Here is a 17,989-nt window from a genome sequence, read left to right as displayed (position 1 = left end):
GACGCTTTCTGGCTGGGCGCGGGTGGAAGAGCCCGATGCTCAGCCAGTCTTGGCTCGCACGGGCGCCCCTGCACGGGCGCCCGTGCTCGTGCAGGGGCGCCTCGGTCCCTTCCGCTCGCGTCCGAGGCGTCTTGCCTGCCGCTCGGGGCGGGGCGAGGGTCGCGGTGGCGGCGGGGGCGCATCCCGAACCGGAGAAGCCCTTTTCATCCTGCGCGTGAGCTGCGGCTTGGGGCGCTATCATGGACGGAGCGCCGCAGGCGCGTAGTCGAAAGGGTCTTCAACGACGGATAGGAGCGCTTGTGCGCATCATGGGCTTGGATATCGGAGAAACGCGGATCGGAATCGCTGTGTGCGATCCGGGTGAGCGGGTTGCGTCGCCGGTGTGCGTGCTTCCGGCAAGCGAGGTGCTTGGAGGAGCGAAGTCGTTCAAGCGCGTGCTCGAGGACTGGGAGCCGGAGCTGTTGCTGTGCGGGCTTCCCTACACGATGGCGGGGGCAGAGGGGCCGCAGGCGGCGCGCATCCGCGAGACGGCCGCTCGCATCGGAAGGGCGTGCGATCTTCCCGTTGAGTTCGCCGACGAACGTCTTAGCTCCCAGGAAGCCAAACGGAGTTTGCGTGAAAAGGGCTTGAGCGAACGCGACATGCGCGGCAAAATAGATATGATAGCCGCGAGTTTGTTCTTGCAGGCGTGGCTCGATGCTCGCCGCAACGGGGAAAGGTGAAGGACAGCCCATGCCCTCACGGAAAAGGCAAGTCACGTATTCGCAGCGACCGAACCATGCAGCTCGTTCTGCGCACGCTCGCGGCGAACGTCAATTTAGAACGTACGATACCAGCTATATCCGACCGAAGAAAAGCAAAGCGCCCATCGTCTTTGCGATCATCCTCGCTATCATCGTGCTCGGCGGTTTGGGATGGGGCGTGCTCACCCTGTTCAACAGCTGCTCGGGTCCGCAGGTCGAGCTGCTGGCCGAAGGCGAAGAAGCTACCATCACCGTTGCCGACGGATCAGGCGCTTCCGCTATCGCCGACCAGCTGGTTCAGGCTCGCTTGGTGTCGAGCGCAAGCGAGTTCACCAAGCGCGTGAACGAGTTGAACGCGGCGTCCCAGCTTAAGCCGGGCACGTACACGTTCGCGGGCGGCGCATCGCTTGACAGCATCATCAAGGCCCTGGAAACCGGGCCTGTCATGACCGGCGGCCTGACCATTCCCGAAGGCTTTAAGCTTGCCGACATCGCCAACGCCGTTGCGACGGCAACCGAAGGCCGCGTTTCGGCGGAGGACTTCACGGCGGCTGCGTCCAACGCAAGCGTTTACGCTGCCGATTACAGTTTCTTGGCCGATGCCGGAACGAACAGCTTGGAAGGCTTCTTGTTCCCTAAGACGTACAGCTTGGGAGATGACGCTACGGCCGACTCTATCGTTCGCATGATGCTCACCCAGTTCCAAACCGAAACGGCCAACCTCGACTGGTCCTATCCTCAGTCGCAGGGCTTGTCCATCTACGATGCGGTCAAGCTGGCCTCTATCGTAGAGAAGGAATCCAGTGGAGACGAGCATGTGCGCGCCCAGGTTGCCGCCGTGTTCTACAACCGCTTGGCCACGCAGGGAGACCCCAGCTACGGCTTCCTTCAGTCCGACGCCACCACTGCGTACGAGGTGGGCCACGATCCCACGGCCGAAGAAGTGCATGCCCAAACGCCGTACAGCACGTACGCCAACAAGGGGTTGCCGCCTACGCCCATCTGCTCTCCGGGCCTTGACTGCCTTACGGCGGTAACGGCTCCTGATAAGGAGGCGCTGGGCACCTATTTCTTCTTCTACTTCGACAAGGACGGCAACTACTTCTTCAGCAAAACCTACGACGAACACATAAAGACGTTCTCGTAGGCTGCGGCCCGCTGAAACGAATTCGCCACCATGCCGTTTTTGAAACCCGACAGATACTTCTCGCGCCTTTCAAAGGTCGATATCGATCGCGATCTTCTGGCGTTGGGGTACCGCAACGTCTTTTTGGACGTTGACAACACCATACTCACGCGCGATACGCACGAGGTTCCGCGCGACGTGGGGCTGTGGCTTGGCCAGGCGCGCGATGCGGGCATCTCGTTTTGCCTGGTGTCGAACAATTGGCACGAGGGCGTGTATCACCTGGCGCAGCGGTTGTCGCTGCCCATCGTGGCGAAGGCGGTCAAGCCCTTGCCGCCCGCGTTCATGATCGCGCTTTCGAAGCTGGGAGCCAAGCGTGCGCAAACCGTGGTGATCGGGGATCAGCTGGTCACCGACGTGCTGGGGGCTCACTTCATGGGCATGAAAGCGTATTTGCTGGCTCCTTTGGTGGAGCAGGACCTGCCGCACACGCTTATGCTGCGCAATTTCGAGCGTCTGGTTATGGGGGATCGCAAGCCGGAGGGCGCCTGCACGTCTTCGACCTCGACCGCGCATCCCGCCGAAAAGGCGAACGGGGCGCACGTTCCAACGAACATAGAGTCGGCGAACAAGGAAGGATAGCCATGACCGAGGCCACGAAACCGCAAAGCTTGTACCTGTTGGGACATCCTATCGCGCATTCGAAATCGCCGGTCATGTACAACGCCGTCTACGAACGGCTGGGCCTGCCGTGGACGTACTTCCCGAAAGACTGCGCCACCGACGACGAAGCGCGGGCGTTCCTGGATGCGCGCGACTTCCTTTCCGTCAATATCACCACGCCGTACAAGCCCCTTGCCTTCCAAGCGGCAACGGCTCAGGCGGCAACGGCCAAGCTGGCGCTGGGCGCCAACGTGCTGGTGCGGAAAGGCGACGCTCTGATCGGCTTCAACACCGATGGTCAGGGCTGCGTGTCCTATCTGGAGCGCACGGGTTTCAGCTTTGCGGGCAAGCGCGTGGCCGTGTGCGGCACCGGCCCTACGGCGCTGTCGATCCTGCATGCAAGCTCGTTGGCCGGTGCGGACGTGGCGCTGTTGGTCGGTCGCGATAAAGAGCGCACGCGCCGGGCTCTCGAAGCGTACGTCGAGCGGTTTGGCCTTATGGCCACGGCAACGATCGACCTGCCGCCCGCGCGTCCGCATCATCGCAGTTTCCGCACGGCATACGAGCGCACCACGTTCAAATTCGGTAGCTACGCTACGTCGGAAAAGGCGCTTGCGTCGGCCGATCTGGTGGTGAACGCCACGCCCTTGGGCATGAAGGCGGGCGATACGGCGCCGTTCGATACCGCGTTGCTGCGCCCCTCCCAAACCGTGTTCGACGCCGTGTACGGGCATGGCGAAACCGCGCTCGTAGCTGCGGCGCGCGAAGCGGGGTGCACGGTGCTCGACGGGTCGGGCATGCTGGTGGCCCAGGCAGTGGCCACGGTGCTGACCGTGTGCGATCTTGCAGACGTCGAGGTGAAGCTGGAAGAAGCCGAGCTGTTCGACATCATGGCGCAGGCCGCGGAGTTTGACTGCTAGCGAGCGTTTGGCCGAGAAGGCGGCTTTCGCGAAGGACTCGCTCCCTTGCCGTGGCGTTTCTCGACGTGCGCCCGCTTTTCGCCGGCCTTGCTGAACTGGTGCGCTACAATATTCTATGAACGTACTTAGAATAACGCGGAAAGCGAACCACCATGAGATACCTCACAGCAGGCGAAAGCCACGGGCCGTGCCTCACGGCTATCGTGGAGGGCGTGCCGGCCGGCCTTAAGATTTCCGAAAAGCAGATCAACATCGACTTGGCTCGGCGTCAGGCGGGCTACGGCCGCGGCGGGCGTCAGAAGATCGAAACCGACACCGTCGAGGTGGCGTCGGGCGTGCGTTTCGGGCGCACGTTGGGAACCCCCATCGCGCTCGTGGTGCGCAACCGCGACTGGCAGAACTGGACCGACCGCATGGCTGCGTTCGGCGATACCCCGTCTGACCTGGTGCGCGAAGTGTGTCCGCGCCCCGGTCATGCGGATCTGGTGGGTGCTCTCAAAACCAACACCGACGACTGTCGCAATATCTTGGAGCGTGCAAGCGCGCGCGAGACGGCGGCTCGCGTGGCCGCCGCCGGCATTGCGCGCGAGTTCTTGGCCGATTTGGGCGTGGAGGTGTTCTCGTACGTCACCTCCATCGGATCCGCCGTTTTCGAAGAGCAGGACCCGCTCATGAGCGCAGCGGATTACAAGCCGCTCGCCATCGAGACCAGCGAGGTTCGCTGTCCTGACGAGGCGGCCACTCAGGCCATGAAGGCCGAGATAGATCGCGCGAAGGATGCGGGCGAAAGCTTGGGCGGGACGTTTCGCGTGGTGGTTCGCGGACTGCTCCCCGGCGTAGGGGGCTATGCGACGGCGGGGGATCGCCTGACCTCGCGCTTGGGAGCTTCGCTGTTCTCGATCCCCGCCATCAAGGGCGTCGAGTTCGGCCTGGGCTTCGAGGCGGCGCGCCGCGTTGGATCGCAGGTGCACGATCCCATCGCGCTGGACGGCAAGGCGGGATTCGTGCGAACCTCGAACAACGCAGGCGGTTTGGAAGGCGGGATGACTACGGGAATGCCGCTTATCGTGACGGCCGCCATGAAGCCCATCCCCACGCTTATGACCCCGCTTGAGACGGTGAACCTAGACACGCTCGAGGTTGAGGAGGCGTCGAAAGAGCGCAGCGACACCTGCGCCGTTCCCGCTTGCGCGGTGGTGGCCGAAAGCGAAGTGTCGTTCGTGCTGGCCGACGCCTACCTGCAAAAGTTCGGCTGCGACAACATGGCCGACATCAAGGCTGCCGTGAAGGCGTATCGGCAGCGACTGAGGACGATGTCCCGATGACCGGCGGGGGATCGAGCGCCAATAGGGAGCATGCGCGCGTCGCGTCCGGCGGCTCGCGTCCGGCTGCTTCACGGCCCCGGGTTGCGGGGCAGCTTTGCCGCCCGGTGTTTTTCGTGGGGTTCATGGGCGCGGGTAAAACGTCGGTGGCACGGCGCCTTGCGCGAACCTGCGGTGTCGCGTCGGTGGATATGGACACGTACCTCGAGCGTCGGGAAGGAAAGCGCGTCAAGGAGATCTTCGCCGAATCGGGCGAGGATGGCTTCCGCGACATCGAGACCGACGTGCTTCGCGAGCTTGCCGCCAAAGACCCCCTGCTGGTTTCATGCGGCGGCGGGGTGGTGAAGCGCTCGGAAAATCGCGCCATCTTGCACGATGCAGGGTTTGTCGTGTACCTCAAGGTGACGGCCGACGAGGCGAAATCGCGCATCAGCGACACGTCCACCCGCCCGCTGTTCCAAAACATCGAGTCCGCTCGCCAAACGGCGGAGGAACGCGTGCCCCTGTACGCTGAAGTCGCCGACATTACCATCGACACTGCTGGGAAAAGCGTTGCAGCTATCGCCCGCGAGGTGCAAGCTGCGCTTGAGAAGGAGGGCGTCTTGTGCCTGCAACGAAAGTAGTGGTCAACCTTGCGGATGAAAGCCCGTACGACGTGCGCATCGGTGCGGGGGTGCTTGCCAAGCTGGGCGTCCATGTGCGGAAGCATCCGGAACTCGAGCGTGTGGAGCGCGTGCTCGTCGTCACCGATGACAACGTGGCTCCGCTCTACCTTGCCGATGCGAAGGCTGCGCTTGCCCAAGCGGGTTTTCGCGTGAGCGACGTGACGGTTGCGGCGGGCGAGGGTTCGAAGTCCGTCGAGGTGGCCGCTGAAATCTGGGAAGCCATGGCCCAGCTGTCCTTGGGGCGCGATTGCCTGGTGGTTGCCCTTGGCGGCGGCGTGGTGGGCGATCTGGCCGGCTTCGTCGGCTCGACGTACATGCGCGGCGTGTCGGTGGTGCAGGTTCCCACCACGTTGCTCTCCATGGTGGATTCGTCCGTGGGCGGCAAGACCGGCGTCAACCTCGCGGCGGGCAAGAATCTGGTCGGCACGTTCAACCAGCCTGCGTACGTGTGCGCGGATACCGCCGTGCTGTCCACGCTCGACGATCGTGAATGGGCGTGCGGATGCGCCGAGATCGCAAAGTCGGCCGTCATTGAGTCCGACGAGTTCTTTTTTTGGCTTGTCGAATCGGCGCAGGCGCTGGCTGCGCGCGATCAGGCCACGGTTGAAGAGGCCATCGCTCGATCGGTGGTGTTCAAGGCCAACGTGGTGGCCGCGGACAAGCAGGAGAGCAAGGGCGTGCGCGAGTGCTTGAACTATGGGCACACGTTGGGCCATGCCGTGGAGGCTTTAGCCGGGTACGGTACGTTTTCGCACGGCGCCGCCGTGGCCGAGGGAATGCGGTTCGCCGCGCGCCTGGCGGTGGATCTGGCGGGCGCTTCTTTGGAATTCGTGCAAGCGCAAGATGATCTGCTTGACGCGTTGGGATTGCCGGCTCTTGCGTGGTCGGCCGAGCCTGGCGATATGCTGGCCGCTATGAAGCGGGACAAGAAAGCGCGCCATGGACAGGTTCGCTTCGTGCTGCCTCGCGATGTGGGTTCGTGGGAGCTGATGGACGTTTCCGATAGCGTGATCTTGGAGCATTTGAACGCCTGGGCGAAAAGCAAGGGGTAGACCATGAAGAAGATACTGGTGGTTAACGGGCCGAACCTGGACATGCTGGGGGTGCGCGAGCCGTCGGTGTACGGGCGCGATACCCTCAACGACCTGGAGCGCGAAGTGAAGGCGTACGGCAAGAAGCGCAACGTGGAGGTTGCTTGCTTCCAATCGAACAGCGAAGGCAAGCTCATTCGCAAGATTCATGCGGCCCGCGACGCGTACGACGGCATCGTGTACAACCCCGGCGCGCATACCCATTACTCCTACGCGCTGCGCGATGCCGTTGGCGGCATCGACGTTCCATGCGTCGAGGTGCATATCTCGGACGTGGATGCGCGCGAGCCGTTTCGCCGCGTGTCGGTGATCGCGCCCGTTTGCGTTGCTCAGGTGAAGGGCCGCGGCTTCAAGGGGTACTGCGACGCCATCGACGTGCTGCTTGAAGGCGCGTGCGAGCGTTTGGGCGAAGGGTACCAGGATCGCTACGCTGCCGGACAGGTGATCGTGGGCGGCCGGACGGAGCAGGCTGCGGCCGATCAGGCTGCTTCCGACGCGGCCGCGCCGATGCAGCCAGGGGCCGCCGCGCGACGTCTCGAGCGCTTGCGCAAAGCGTGCGTCGACCAGCGCATGGGGGCGTTTCTGGTTCGCGATACGTCCAACATCGCGTGGCTGACGGCGTTTGACGGCGTTTTCGACGACGAGAGCGCCCATGCGCTGCTGGTCGATCCGCAGGCCGCAGTCCTTCATACCGATTCGCGCTACAGTGAAGCTGCCCGTGCCGCCGCTTTGCCCGAGGGCTCGATTGTCGTGGACGCCCAGCGTGCGACGCACGCCGAGTTCGCAGCGAAATCCGTATCTGCTTTGCGGGAGAAGGGCAGCGATCAGGCGTTGCAGGAAGGCGCGCGCGAGCAAGCGCCCCGTTTCGATCTGGGCATCGAGGATTCCCTGACTCTTTCGAATTACCGCGCGCTCGAATCGGCGTTCGCGGAAAGCGCGGTCGATCTGCGTGAAACGTCCGGCTTCGTGTTGGGCTTGCGCGCCGTGAAGGACGCTTCCGAGATTGTCCGCATGAAGGCCGCGCAGGCCGTCACCGATGCGGCGTTTGCCCATATCGTTGGGTTCATGCGCGTGGGCATGACCGAGCGCGAGGTTCAAATCGAGCTGGAGGACTTCATGCGTCGCCACGGTGCCGACGGCTTGGCGTTCTCGTCGATCGTCGCCACGGGCCCGAACGGTGCCAGCCCGCACGCGATACCGGGAGCAACCCGCCTCGAGGCGGGCCAGTGCGTGGTGCTCGACTTCGGCGCGCGGGCTTACGGGTACTGCTCCGATATGACGCGCACGGTGTTCCTGGGGCAGCCGGATGCTCGCATGCGCAGCGCTTACGAGGCTATTCGTGCTGCGAACGAGCAGGTGGAGGCGCTTCTCGGGCCGGGCGTTACCGGCAAGGAGGCGCACGAACTTGCCGAGCGCGTTTTGGCGGAAGCGGGCTTCGCTGGCAAGATGGGTCACGGCTTGGGTCATGGCGTGGGCATCGACGTGCATGAAGAACCCGTGCTGTCTCCCCGCAATGAGCGTCCGCTCGCGGCGGGCAACGTGGTCACGGTGGAGCCGGGCGTGTACCTGCCGGGCGAGTTCGGCATGCGTTTGGAGGATTTCGGCGTGATCACCGAAACCGGGTTCGAGGTGTTCACGCGCTCTTCGCACGATCCGGTGGTGCTCTAGCCGGACGGTTGGAATCGGGTGCGAGCGTGCGCGTGGACCCCGACGCAGTCTCCCGTTTTGGCAGGCCGGGTGCCGGCTTGTCAAAACAGGCGAGTTTTGCGGGTCCAGACGACCCTTTGAAGCAGGCTTTTCGCGAGGCTCTTTTTAATATCCCAGGTCACAGGCTAGACGGTGCGTTTTATCCTTGTTCGAGGACCAGCAAAACTCGTTCGTTTTGACAAAGTCCCGCCGCGCAAGGGCCTTAAAGCGCTCCGATGCGCATGCTGGTCGCGTTGCCGCGCAACTCCTGATTTTTTTCTGACGGGAGCGATACGCGCATGCCAAGAACGCATGCTATGAGTATAATAAACCAGTTTGAACGCTGATCGGGCCCCGCGGCACGCAGCGGAGACCCGTGAACGAAAGGAATACCGAGAATGGCTATCTCTACCGCCGACTTCAAGAACGGCATGTGCATCGAGTACAACGGCAAGCTGTGCACGATCGTTGAATTCCAGCACGTGAAGCCCGGCAAGGGCGGCGCCTTCGTCCGCACGAAGCTGCGCGACATCAAGACCGGACGCGTTATCGACAACACCTTCAACGCTGGCGTTAAGGTTGAGTCCGTGCGTCTTGAGACGAAGAAGCTGCAGTACCTGTACAACGATGGTGCGGACTTCAACTTCATGGACAACGACACGTTCGAGCAGATGGCCATCCCGGCCGAGACCGTGGGCGACGCGGCGCAGTGGCTCAAGGAAAACGACGAGGCCAGCCTGCTGTATGCCGGTGACGAGCTGATCAGCATCGAGCCGCAGATGTTCGTGGAGCTTGAAGTGGCCGAAACCGACCCCGGCTTCAAGGGCGACACCGTGCAGGGCGGCTCTAAGCCCGCTACGCTCGAAACCGGCGCTACGGTGCAGGTTCCCATGTTCGTCGAGCCTGGCGACATCCTGCAGATCGACACGCGCGACGGCCGCTTCATTAAGCGCGTCTAAAGCGTCTTTCGCGAAGGAGCTGAGATTCCGATTCGGATCTCAGCTCCCCGTATGAGAAAAAGGGCGAGGTCAATGACCTCGCCCTTTTTCTCATACGGGTGCGTGATCGTCGGAAGGCAGGGGATGCTCGGAGCATTTGAGCGTCGAGACGTCCGCCAGATCTTTCGGATCGACCTCAAGCGCTCGGCACAGCTTCACCACGTCGGGGAAGCTTGGTATCGCGCAGCCTCGTTCGATGTTGCTGATACGCGAATGCTTGGTGCCGATCATCAGTGCAAGCCGCTCTTGCGTAAGCCCTTGCTTTTTGCGCAGATCGCGAAGGCTCTTGCCCAAACGGAACGCGTAAAGCTGCACAAGGGGATCCTTGTACGCCGTTCGCTTCTGTTTGCTCGAGCCGTTCATGGGCACAGCGTAATCACGCAATTACATAGTGCTGTAATCGGTTGATTACATTTTGCTATTTCCCTTCGAAACAACGGCATCGCCAAAAAAGCTCGATCGACGCGCTCGTTTCGTCCTTCGAACCCGCGCGCGCCTCCTCCCGCCTTCGTATTCTGTTGCTTACCGGTGAATTTTTCCCCTGGGAGCCCGTAGGGTGTAACCTTCTTCTATAATGCTTAATTCGATCTTTGACTAACTGCAAACCGAAGGGGGTGTGAGTTCATGCCAAGGCTTCAAATCATGGATACCACCATCCGTGACGGCCAGCAAAGCCTATGGGCCACGCGTATGCAGATTGGCGACATGCTGCCGATCCTGCCTAAAATGGACCGTGTCGGATACTGGGCCATCGAGTCGTGGGGCGGCGCGACGTTCGATACGTGCCTGCGCTTCCTCGACGAGAACCCGTGGGACCGCCTGCGCTCCATCAAGGCCAATACGCCCAACACGCCGCTCGCGATGCTTTCTCGCGGCCAGAACCTGGTGGGCTACAAGCATTACTCGCGCGAAATCGTCAATCGCTTCATTAAGGCTGCCAACCGCAACGGCATCCACGTGTTTCGCGTGTTCGACGCGTTGAACGATATTCGCAACGTGATAGACAACGCCGAAGCCATCAAGGAGTGCGGCGCGCATTTCGAAGGCGCCATCTCGTACACGATGTCGCCGGTTCACACTCTCGACAGCTTCCTCGACTACGGTCAGCAGCTCAAGGACCTGGGTGCGGACTCCATCTGCATCAAGGACATGGCCGGCATGCTCACGCCGTACCGCACCGAGCGCATGGTCAAGGCGTTCAACGCCGAAATCGGCCTGCCGGTGCATATCCACTGCCACTATGTCGGCGGCATGGCGCCTGCCAACATCCTCAAGGCCGCCGAAGCCGGAGCCGCTATTGCGGATACCGCGCATGCGCCGCTTGCGTTCGGCAACAGCCATCCGGCGGTCGAGATGATCGCAGCCGCGCTGCAGGAAAGCCGCTACGATACGGGTCTTGACCTTGACCTGCTGTTCGAGATCGCCGAATACTGGGAAGAGGTGCGCAAGCGCGGCCACTACAAGCGCGGCGTTTCCTCGCTCATTCACATGCAGGTGTACTCGCACCAGGTTCCGGGCGGCATGATGTCGAACCTGCTTTCGCAGCTTGAGGTGCAAAACGCCAGCGACCGCCTGCCGGAAGTCATGCGCGAGATCCCCAAGGTGCGCGCCGAAGTGGGCTATCCGCCGCTGGTTACCCCGATGTCGCAGATCGTGGGCACGCAGGCAGTGTTCAACGTGCTGACCGGCAAGCGCTGGGGCGTGGTTTCCAAGGAAATGAAGGATTACATCTGCGGCTACTACGGCAAGGCGCCGGGCCGCATGGACAAGGATATCGTGGCGAAGGTTGTCGGCAACTCGGCGATGCTTCCGCCCGACGTGGCGCCCGGTTCCCTTGTGACGACCACGTTCGACGAGGTTGCCGCGGAAATCGGCGATCTTGCGAAGACGGAGGAGGACGTGCTCATGTACGCCCTGTTCCCGAACGAGGCGCGCACGTTCCTGAGCAAGCACCGCACATCCGAGAAAGTCGATTTCCTCATGGAGCAGGAGTCGAGCCAGACCAAGGAGGACGATTACGTGGATATCAATCAGATTCGCGAGCTGGTTCGCGTTGCCGAGGAAAGCGGCGTCGGCGAGATCATCGTGGAGGAAGAGGGCGCTCGCATTGCCGTGCGCATGCCAAGCGCCATGTCCGCCGTGGCCGTGCAGCCCCAGGCTGTCCCGCAGGTTGCCGCCGCTCCGGCTGCGCCTGCAGCCGCTCCGGCCGAGGCTCCTGCCGAGAACAGCCGTCCGGCCGACTGGTACGCCGTTACGGCTCCCATGGTAGGTACGTTCTACACGTCTCCCGCGCCGGGCGAGCCGCCTTTCGTCCAGGTGGGCGACGAGGTGACTGCCAACCAGACGCTGTGCATCGTCGAAGCCATGAAGCTGATGAACGAGATCACGGCCGAGGAAATGGGCACTGTTCGCGAGATCTGCCTTGAAGACGCCTCGCCGGTCGAGTTCGGCACGGTGCTGTTCTACGTCGAGCCCGTCAGCGAGCAGTCCAAGATTCCGGAGACCGTGTAATGTTCAAGAAGATCCTCATAGCAAACCGCGGCGAGGTGGCGCTGCGCGTCATGCGCGCTTGCAAGGAGCTGGGGGTGAAGACGGTTGCGGTCTACTCGACCGAGGACGCCGACACCTATCCCGTGCAATACGCTGACGAAGCCGTATGCATCGGCCCTGCTCAAGCGAACAAGAGCTACCTGGTGATGCCCAGCATCATCGCTGCTGCAAAAAACACCGGAGCCGAGGCTATCCACCCCGGTTACGGATTCTTGGCCGAAAACGCCGATTTTGCTCGCGCCTGCGTCGACAACGACCTGGTGTTCATCGGCCCTGCGGCCGATTGCATCGAGCGCATGGGCGACAAGAGCTCCGCGCGCGAGACCATGAAGTCGTGCGGCGTGCCCACCGTTCCCGGTTCGGATGGCTGCATCGATACGGCGGCTGAAGCCAAGGCTTTCGCCGACTCCGTGGGCTACCCCGTGCTCATCAAGGCAACGGCCGGCGGCGGCGGCAAGGGCATGCGCGAGGTGCACGACCCCGCCGAACTGGAAGCCCAGTACCAGGCCGCTCGCACCGAAGCGGGCGCTGCGTTCGGCAACGACGGCGTGTACCTGGAGAAGCTGGTGCTGCGTCCGCGCCACGTCGAGGTGCAGGTGCTGGCCGACGACTTCGGCAACCACATTGCGCTGTGCGAGCGCGACTGCTCCGTGCAGCGCCGTCACCAGAAGCTCATCGAGGAAGCGCCCTCTCCGGCGCTGACCGAAGATCTGCGTCGCGCCATGGGCGTTGCGGCCATCAAGGCTGTGCGCGCCGTGGACTACCGCAACGCGGGCACCATCGAGTTTTTGCTCGACACCGACGGTCGCTTCTACTTCATGGAGATGAACACGCGCGTGCAGGTGGAGCACCCCGTCACGGAGGAGATCACCGGCACCGACATCATCAAAGAGCAGTTGCGCATTGCGTCGGGCGAGCCTATGAGCTGCGCTTCCCGTGCGCCGTTCACGCCGCAAGGCCATGCGATCGAGTTCCGCATCAACGCGGAGGATCCGGAGCACGGCTTCCGTCCGTGCCCGGGCAATGTGACGAAGTTCGAGGCTCCTTCGGGTCCCGGCGTTCGCGTGGAAAGCTACGTTCGCACGGGCTCTCGCATCTCCCCGTACTACGATTCGCTTGTTGCCAAGCTTATCGTGCATGGGCAGGACCGCGAGGAGGCTTTGGCGCGCGGTCGTCGCGCCCTTGACGAGTTCGTCATCGAGGGCATTCAAACCACCATACCGTTCCATCGCCGCGTTTTGGAGAACGCTGTATTCTGCGCGGGCGATGCGACAACCGATTTTATCGAAACCCAGATGGGAGATGTGCTATGACGGAATTGAATCTTGATGGCATGGCGCTTGCGCCGGGCGTCGTCGAGACCATCGTGTCCATAGCCGCCAACGAGGTTGACGGCGTTGCCTCGGTCGGTCCTTCGGCAACGAGCAGCCTTCGCTCGGTGTTCGCGGGCAAGCCCTCGACGCAAGGCATCGAGGTCGCGATCGACGAAGACGACAAACTGCAGGTTTCCGTGCGTGTCGACGTGTACTACGGCTACGTGCTGCCCGATCTTGCCGCCAACTTGCGCAAGGCCATCGCTGATGCGGTGTCCAGCCAGGTGGGAGCAAGCGTGGCTTCCGTTGACGTGTACATCGACGGCATCCAGTTCGCTCGCTAAGCAGCGGAGGTTTCAGGTACATTTATGGCTGCCAAACGACATGAACGCACGCACGCACGCCGCGTTGCGCTGCAGGTGCTCTACACAAGCGAAATTACCGACGAGTCGCCGGCGGCTATCGCCGAAGGTGACGCGCGCTTGACCGACGACGGGTTCTTGCCCGATTACGCGCTGTCCCTTATCAGGGGGGTGGAAGCGCATCGCTGTGCAATCGACGACCATCTGGTGGCAACGTCCGAGAACTGGTCGCTCAACCGCATGCCCATCGTCGACCGCTCCATTCTGCGTCTTGCGACGTACGAGATGATGTACGTGGAAGACGTGCCGACTTCGGTCAGCATTAACGAGGCCGTTGAGCTGGCTAAAGACTTCGGCGGCGAAGACGAATCTCCGCGTTTCGTCAACGGTGTGCTCGGCCGCATTGCAAAGCGTCTTGACGGCGTGGAGGACGCGGCGGGCGGTTCCGCAGGCGAGCCTGCGGAGGAGGAGCCGTCCTCGAAGGCTTCCGCAACGGTGCCCGCTGATGCGGAAGCCGTGCCGGCTCCCGTTTTCGAAGCGCCTGTTGAAGAGGTGGCTGCACCGTGCGTTGCTTCGGAGGCTTCGAATGCCTAACGAAGGCTACCAGACGTTCGAGGACGTGAAGTCTCGCCTCGATCAGATCGTCGATGCGGTGAGCGACGAGTCGCTGCCGCTTGACGAAGCTCTGGCCCTGTACGAAGAAGCAGTGGGCTTGGGCTTGCGCGCAAGCGACTTGCTTGAAGAGAATATAGAGGCGCAGCGCGCGGCCGACCAGGCCGAAGGCGATGCAGCCGAAACGGCGGGAGCAGCCGCTCCCGCCGAACCTGTCGCCGATCCCTCTGACGCAAGTCCGAGCGATCCTGCTACGGCTTGATGCTTGAAAGGCACGCTGCATGAACGAGAAGCGTATTCTGGACATAGTATCGTCTCCTGCAGATTTGAAGCTCCTGAATAACGAGGAGCTTTCTATTCTTGCGCAGGAGATCCGCGAGGAGATCATCACGGTGACGTCGGATACCGGCGGTCACGTGGCTTCGTCGTTGGGCGCGGTGGAGATCATTTTGGCGGCGCACAGCATGTTGGACTGCCCTCATGACAAGCTGGTTTTCGACGTGGGGCATCAGGCGTATGCGCACAAATTGGTGACGGGTCGGCTTGAGGAGTTCGGCACCCTGCGTACGTACGGGGGCCTGTCCGGCTTCCCGAAGCCGGGTGAAAGCCCGTACGACGTGCATCCGTCCGGTCATGCTTCCGACTCGCTTTCCGTAGCGTTGGGCTTGGCCGAGGCGCGCGATCTGGCGGGCGGAACCGAGAAGATCGTGGCGGTCATCGGCGATGCGGCGCTTGCCGGCGGCATGGCCTTCGAGGCGCTCAACAACATTGGGCAAGCGCAAACGCCCCTGGTCATCATCTTGAACGACAACGAGATGTCCATTTCTCGCAACGTGGGCGCGCTCATGAAACACCTGGGGTACATGCGTGCGTCCACGCAGTATCGTCAAACGCGCGACAGCGTGCAGGAGGTGCTGGAAAGCGGCGGCCCGTTCAGCAACGCCTTGGCTAAGTTCGGCCGCAACGTGAAAGAGTCCATGAAGCAGTTCATCATCCCTCGTTCGATGATGTTCGAGCAGCTGGGCATCTTGTGCACCGCTCCCATCGACGGGCACGACATCGGGCTGCTCAAGGAAACGCTGGCCGCGGTGCTCGCCACCGACGGTCCGGCGCTCATCCACGTGGTCACGCGCAAGGGCGCGGGCTACGAGCCCGCGGTTCGCAACCCCGAGAAGTTCCACGGCATCGCGCCGTTCGACATTGCCACGGGCGAAGTGAAGAAGAAGCCCGCTTCCGCTCCGTCGTATACGAGCGTGTTCGGCAAGGCGCTTGTGAAGGAAGCTCGCCGCGACGATCGCATCGTCGCCATCACGGCCGCCATGCAGGGGGGGACGGGTCTGGACGGGTTCGCTCAGGAGTTCCCCGATCGTTTCGTGGACGCCGGCATAGCAGAAGAGCATGCGGTGGGTCTGGCCAGCGGTTTGGCGCTTGGCGGCCAGAAGCCCGTTATTGCCGTGTACTCGACTTTTTTGCAGCGCGCAATCGATCAGATGATCATCAACAACGCTCTGCCGAACCTCGATGTGGTGTTCGCCATCGACCGCGCCGGCGTGGTGGGGGAGGATGGCCCCACGCACCACGGCATGTTCGATCTGGTGTACACCCGCATGGTCCCCAACATGAGGGTGCTTGCGCCTTCGGACGAGGCCGAGTTGGTTCATGCGCTTCATACGGCACTGGCACTGGGCGGTCCCTTCGCCATTCGCTATCCGCGCGGCGCAGCCGAGGGCGTCGAGCTTCCCGAAGAGCCTCTGGTGCTTGAAGAGGGCAAGGCCCGCGTTATTCGCGAAGGCCGCGACGTGGCCATCCTTGCGTTCGGGCGCATGGTTTCGCGCGCGCTCGGGGCCGCCGATTTGCTGGCGGACCGGGGCATCGACGCGCGCGTGGTGGACATGCGCTGGGCCAAGCCGCTCGATGTCGACGAAATCGCGCGCGCTGCAGACACGAAGCTGGTGGTCACGGTTGAGGGCGGCGTGCTTGCGGGCGGCGTCGGCGAAGGCGTGTTGGGCGAGATGGCGCGCATGGGCCGCATCGCCCCCACCCTTAACCTGGGAATCCCCGATCGCTATATCCAGCAAGGCGGATCCAACGCGCTTCTGCACGATTTGGGCTTGGATCCGGAAGGTATCGCGGACTCTATCGAGAAGCGTTTGCAGGGGTAGGGAAACTTTACCTGCATTTGATCTTTTCTTTGCAAAGTCCTGATATCGTTTTTGTGGCGTTTCTGCATGGCGTTTTCAGGTGAAAGGGCTTTTCATGAACTACGATTTTGGGGCGTTCATCGCCGCGTTTTGCAGCGATCCCGTCCTTGCGCTCATCGTGCTTCTGACGTTGGGCGCCACGGTGGTCAACGGCGCGACCGACGCGCCGAACGCCATCGCCACGGTCGTGGGAACGAAGGCGATGAAGCCGACTCCGGCTATCGCGATGGCCGCCGTATGCAACTTCATCGGCTTGGCCGCCATCACGATGATTTCCTCTGCGGTTGCCATGACCATTTTCAAAATGGTCGATTTTGGAGGCAACAACCATGCGGCGCTCGTTGCGCTTGCGGCCGCTATGGTGGCCATTATCGTCTGGGGCGTGGCCGCGTGGTACTTCGGCATACCTACGTCGCAGAGCCATTCGCTCATCGCCGGCATTACCGGCGCGGCCATCGCGCTGCAGGGAGGCTTGGCCGGCGTTAACGGCGACGAGTGGATGAAGGTGGTGTACGGCCTGGTCATATCCACCGTTTTGGGTTTTGGAACCGGCTGGCTGTTCACACGCTTGATAAAAGTGGCCTGCAGGGGCGCCGAACGCACCAAGGCGAATTCGTTCTTCAAGTGGGCCCAGATTGTTTCTGGCGCGGGCGTGGCCGTTTTGCATGGCGCGCAAGATGGGCAGAAGTTCTTGTCGCTGTGCATGCTCGGCATCATGCTGGCTATGGACGGCGTGGCGTACTCCGATGTGGAATTCCCCATGTGGCTGATTCTTCTTGTTTCCATGACCATGGCTCTCGGGACGGCCGTAGGGGGTAAGAAGATCATCAAATCGGTTGGCATGAACATGGTGAAGATGGAGCAGTACCAGGGATTCTCGGCTTGCCTGTCCGCATGCTTCTGCATTGGGTTGGCTACGTTCACCGGCTTGCCCGTATCCACCACGCACACCAAGACCACGGCCATCATGGGCGTTGGCGCTGAGAAAAGCCTGCGCACGGTGAAGTGGGGCCTTGCCGGCAAGATGGTGCTCACCTGGGTGCTCACGTTCCCCGGCTGCGGCCTGCTCGCCTTCGGCTTCACGCATCTGTTCCTGATGGTCTTCTAAGCGGCAGGTAAGACAAGGCAAGGAAGCGGGTTGGCAGGGCGCCGTCTGCGCTCCCTTGCCTTGTTTCGCGCTCGCAGCGACGTCAGGCGGGGAGAACCGCGCGTTCCATGATGTAATCGTCCATGACGAACCCGTTGCCGATATCGGTTTCCACGGCGTCGATCGTTTTGAACCCTTTGCCCAGATAAGCTCGGACGCCCAGGTCGTTATGCTTGTTGACCGTCAGGTACAACGCGCTCAACCCGCGTTCGCGCGCCAGCTGATCATAGAACGCGATGGTGCGCGACGCGAATCCGCAACCGCGCTCCTTGGCAAGCAGGTAGATTTTTGATATGAAGTAGCGGTTCGTTTCCGCTTCCACGCGGCCTCCCGTGTACCCCACGATGCGTCCGTCGTCTTCTGCATGCAGGAACCAGTATTCATAGGCATGCTCGCGCATGTCCCGCTCGATGGCGCTGAGGCTTTGGAACTGCTCCACCATGTAATCCGTCTGCTCGGGGCCGATGATGGCGGGCCAGTACTCGTGCCAGATCTCATCTGCCAGGGTTGCTAGCTGGGCGCGATCTTCGTCTGACGTTACCGGTGCGAATGCGACGTTCGTTGCTCCCATGGCGTTCCTTTCTGCGCGA

The 17,989-nt window shown here is 62.3% G+C and carries 18 protein-coding genes and 1 pseudogene; 17 read left to right on the top strand and 2 right to left on the bottom strand.

Annotation, left to right across the window (positions count from 1 at the left end):
* The first annotated feature begins 299 nt into the window (after positions 1-299).
* From ruvX to efp, 10 genes and pseudogenes are all read left to right on the top strand, one after another.
* On the top strand, positions 300-722 hold the full coding sequence (gene ruvX, locus LQE90_RS07175) for a Holliday junction resolvase RuvX (RefSeq protein ID WP_114566541.1): 423 nt from the start codon (positions 300-302) through the stop codon (positions 720-722).
* A gap of 10 nt (positions 723-732) precedes the next feature.
* Positions 733-1,890: an endolytic transglycosylase MltG gene (mltG, locus tag LQE90_RS07170; protein ID WP_114566542.1), complete on the top strand. Its 1,158-nt coding sequence runs from the start codon at positions 733-735 to the stop codon at positions 1,888-1,890.
* 30 nt (positions 1,891-1,920) lie between these two features.
* A complete protein-coding gene (locus LQE90_RS07165) occupies positions 1,921-2,511 on the top strand; it encodes a YqeG family HAD IIIA-type phosphatase (RefSeq protein WP_216529053.1) in 591 nt (196 codons plus the stop codon).
* Positions 2,512-2,513: 2 nt separating this feature from the next.
* The gene (locus LQE90_RS07160) at positions 2,514-3,452 is read left to right on the top strand and encodes a shikimate dehydrogenase family protein (RefSeq protein ID WP_225748668.1); all 939 of its coding nucleotides are present in this window, start codon (positions 2,514-2,516) and stop codon (positions 3,450-3,452) included.
* A 152-nt stretch (positions 3,453-3,604) separates the two neighbouring features.
* Positions 3,605-4,777: a chorismate synthase gene (gene aroC, locus LQE90_RS07155; protein ID WP_216529054.1), complete on the top strand. Its 1,173-nt coding sequence runs from the start codon at positions 3,605-3,607 to the stop codon at positions 4,775-4,777.
* Positions 4,774-5,397, top strand: a complete 624-nt coding sequence (locus LQE90_RS07150) for a shikimate kinase (RefSeq protein WP_216529055.1) — start codon at positions 4,774-4,776, stop codon at positions 5,395-5,397. The genes aroC and LQE90_RS07150 overlap by 4 nt, the downstream gene beginning before the upstream one ends.
* Positions 5,379-6,491: a 3-dehydroquinate synthase gene (aroB, locus tag LQE90_RS07145; protein WP_114566545.1), complete on the top strand. Its 1,113-nt coding sequence runs from the start codon at positions 5,379-5,381 to the stop codon at positions 6,489-6,491. Before LQE90_RS07150 ends, aroB begins: the two co-directional genes overlap by 19 nt.
* Before the next feature lie 3 nt (positions 6,492-6,494).
* Positions 6,495-6,905, top strand: a pseudogene (aroQ, locus tag LQE90_RS07140) (type II 3-dehydroquinate dehydratase); the annotation flags it as partial.
* Positions 6,906-7,037: 132 nt separating this feature from the next.
* Positions 7,038-8,198, top strand: a complete 1,161-nt coding sequence (locus LQE90_RS07135) for a M24 family metallopeptidase (protein WP_216529128.1) — start codon at positions 7,038-7,040, stop codon at positions 8,196-8,198.
* A gap of 416 nt (positions 8,199-8,614) precedes the next feature.
* Positions 8,615-9,175, top strand: coding sequence for an elongation factor P (gene efp, locus LQE90_RS07130; protein ID WP_114566546.1), 561 nt, complete (start codon positions 8,615-8,617; stop codon positions 9,173-9,175).
* A gap of 90 nt (positions 9,176-9,265) precedes the next feature.
* Here efp and LQE90_RS07125 read toward each other — a convergent pair whose 3' ends face one another.
* The gene (locus LQE90_RS07125) at positions 9,266-9,529 is read right to left on the bottom strand and encodes a helix-turn-helix domain-containing protein (protein WP_225748671.1); all 264 of its coding nucleotides are present in this window, start codon (positions 9,527-9,529) and stop codon (positions 9,266-9,268) included.
* Between the two features lie 309 nt (positions 9,530-9,838).
* On the opposite strand from LQE90_RS07125, the gene accB reads away from it, so the two are divergent.
* The 7 genes from accB to LQE90_RS07090 all read left to right on the top strand — a co-directional run bounded on the left by accB (position 9,839) and on the right by LQE90_RS07090 (position 17,360).
* Positions 9,839-11,725: an acetyl-CoA carboxylase biotin carboxyl carrier protein gene (accB, locus tag LQE90_RS07120; RefSeq protein WP_114566548.1), complete on the top strand. Its 1,887-nt coding sequence runs from the start codon at positions 9,839-9,841 to the stop codon at positions 11,723-11,725.
* The gene (accC, locus tag LQE90_RS07115) at positions 11,725-13,077 is read left to right on the top strand and encodes an acetyl-CoA carboxylase biotin carboxylase subunit (RefSeq protein ID WP_216529056.1); all 1,353 of its coding nucleotides are present in this window, start codon (positions 11,725-11,727) and stop codon (positions 13,075-13,077) included. Before accB ends, accC begins: the two co-directional genes overlap by 1 nt.
* Positions 13,074-13,421 (top strand): Asp23/Gls24 family envelope stress response protein, encoded by a 348-nt coding sequence (locus LQE90_RS07110; RefSeq protein ID WP_114566550.1) that lies wholly within the window; start codon positions 13,074-13,076, stop codon positions 13,419-13,421. Before accC ends, LQE90_RS07110 begins: the two co-directional genes overlap by 4 nt.
* 24 nt (positions 13,422-13,445) lie before the next feature.
* A complete protein-coding gene (nusB, locus tag LQE90_RS07105) occupies positions 13,446-14,033 on the top strand; it encodes a transcription antitermination factor NusB (protein ID WP_216529057.1) in 588 nt (195 codons plus the stop codon).
* Positions 14,026-14,313: an exodeoxyribonuclease VII small subunit gene (locus LQE90_RS07100; RefSeq protein ID WP_114566552.1), complete on the top strand. Its 288-nt coding sequence runs from the start codon at positions 14,026-14,028 to the stop codon at positions 14,311-14,313. The genes nusB and LQE90_RS07100 overlap by 8 nt, the downstream gene beginning before the upstream one ends.
* 19 nt (positions 14,314-14,332) lie before the next feature.
* Positions 14,333-16,213: a 1-deoxy-D-xylulose-5-phosphate synthase gene (gene dxs, locus LQE90_RS07095; RefSeq protein ID WP_216529058.1), complete on the top strand. Its 1,881-nt coding sequence runs from the start codon at positions 14,333-14,335 to the stop codon at positions 16,211-16,213.
* Positions 16,214-16,307: 94 nt separating this feature from the next.
* Positions 16,308-17,360, top strand: a complete 1,053-nt coding sequence (locus LQE90_RS07090) for an inorganic phosphate transporter (RefSeq protein WP_114566554.1) — start codon at positions 16,308-16,310, stop codon at positions 17,358-17,360.
* 82 nt (positions 17,361-17,442) lie between these two features.
* Here the strand turns inward: LQE90_RS07090 and LQE90_RS07085 are convergent, their stop codons facing one another.
* Positions 17,443-17,970, bottom strand: a complete 528-nt coding sequence (locus LQE90_RS07085; RefSeq protein ID WP_216529059.1) for a GNAT family N-acetyltransferase — start codon at positions 17,968-17,970, stop codon at positions 17,443-17,445.
* Positions 17,971-17,989 lie beyond the last annotated feature (19 nt).

Origin of the sequence: Paraeggerthella hominis (assembly GCF_021044775.1) — a bacterium.
Classification (GTDB): Bacteria; Actinomycetota; Coriobacteriia; order Coriobacteriales; family Eggerthellaceae; genus Paraeggerthella; species Paraeggerthella hominis.
This window is presented reverse-complemented; position numbering and strand designations above follow the sequence as displayed.

Bases quoted from the DNA above. Each gene is read 5' to 3' on its own strand.
- mltG (WP_114566542.1), top strand. From the start codon at position 733: ATGCCCTCACGGAAAAGGCAAGTCACGTATTCGCAGCGACCGAACCAT.
- LQE90_RS07165 (WP_216529053.1), top strand. From the start codon at position 1,921: ATGCCGTTTTTGAAACCCGACAGATACTTCTCGCGCCTTTCAAAGGTC.
- LQE90_RS07160 (WP_225748668.1), top strand. From the start codon at position 2,514: ATGACCGAGGCCACGAAACCGCAAAGCTTGTACCTGTTGGGACATCCT.
- aroC (WP_216529054.1), top strand. From the start codon at position 3,605: ATGAGATACCTCACAGCAGGCGAAAGCCACGGGCCGTGCCTCACGGCT.
- LQE90_RS07150 (WP_216529055.1), top strand. From the start codon at position 4,774: ATGACCGGCGGGGGATCGAGCGCCAATAGGGAGCATGCGCGCGTCGCG.
- LQE90_RS07135 (WP_216529128.1), top strand. From the start codon at position 7,038: ATGCAGCCAGGGGCCGCCGCGCGACGTCTCGAGCGCTTGCGCAAAGCG.
- efp (WP_114566546.1), top strand. From the start codon at position 8,615: ATGGCTATCTCTACCGCCGACTTCAAGAACGGCATGTGCATCGAGTAC.
- accB (WP_114566548.1), top strand. From the start codon at position 9,839: ATGCCAAGGCTTCAAATCATGGATACCACCATCCGTGACGGCCAGCAA.
- accC (WP_216529056.1), top strand. From the start codon at position 11,725: ATGTTCAAGAAGATCCTCATAGCAAACCGCGGCGAGGTGGCGCTGCGC.
- LQE90_RS07110 (WP_114566550.1), top strand. From the start codon at position 13,074: ATGACGGAATTGAATCTTGATGGCATGGCGCTTGCGCCGGGCGTCGTC.
- nusB (WP_216529057.1), top strand. From the start codon at position 13,446: ATGGCTGCCAAACGACATGAACGCACGCACGCACGCCGCGTTGCGCTG.
- LQE90_RS07100 (WP_114566552.1), top strand. From the start codon at position 14,026: ATGCCTAACGAAGGCTACCAGACGTTCGAGGACGTGAAGTCTCGCCTC.
- dxs (WP_216529058.1), top strand. From the start codon at position 14,333: ATGAACGAGAAGCGTATTCTGGACATAGTATCGTCTCCTGCAGATTTG.
- LQE90_RS07090 (WP_114566554.1), top strand. From the start codon at position 16,308: ATGAACTACGATTTTGGGGCGTTCATCGCCGCGTTTTGCAGCGATCCC.
- LQE90_RS07085 (WP_216529059.1), bottom strand. From the start codon at position 17,970: ATGGGAGCAACGAACGTCGCATTCGCACCGGTAACGTCAGACGAAGAT.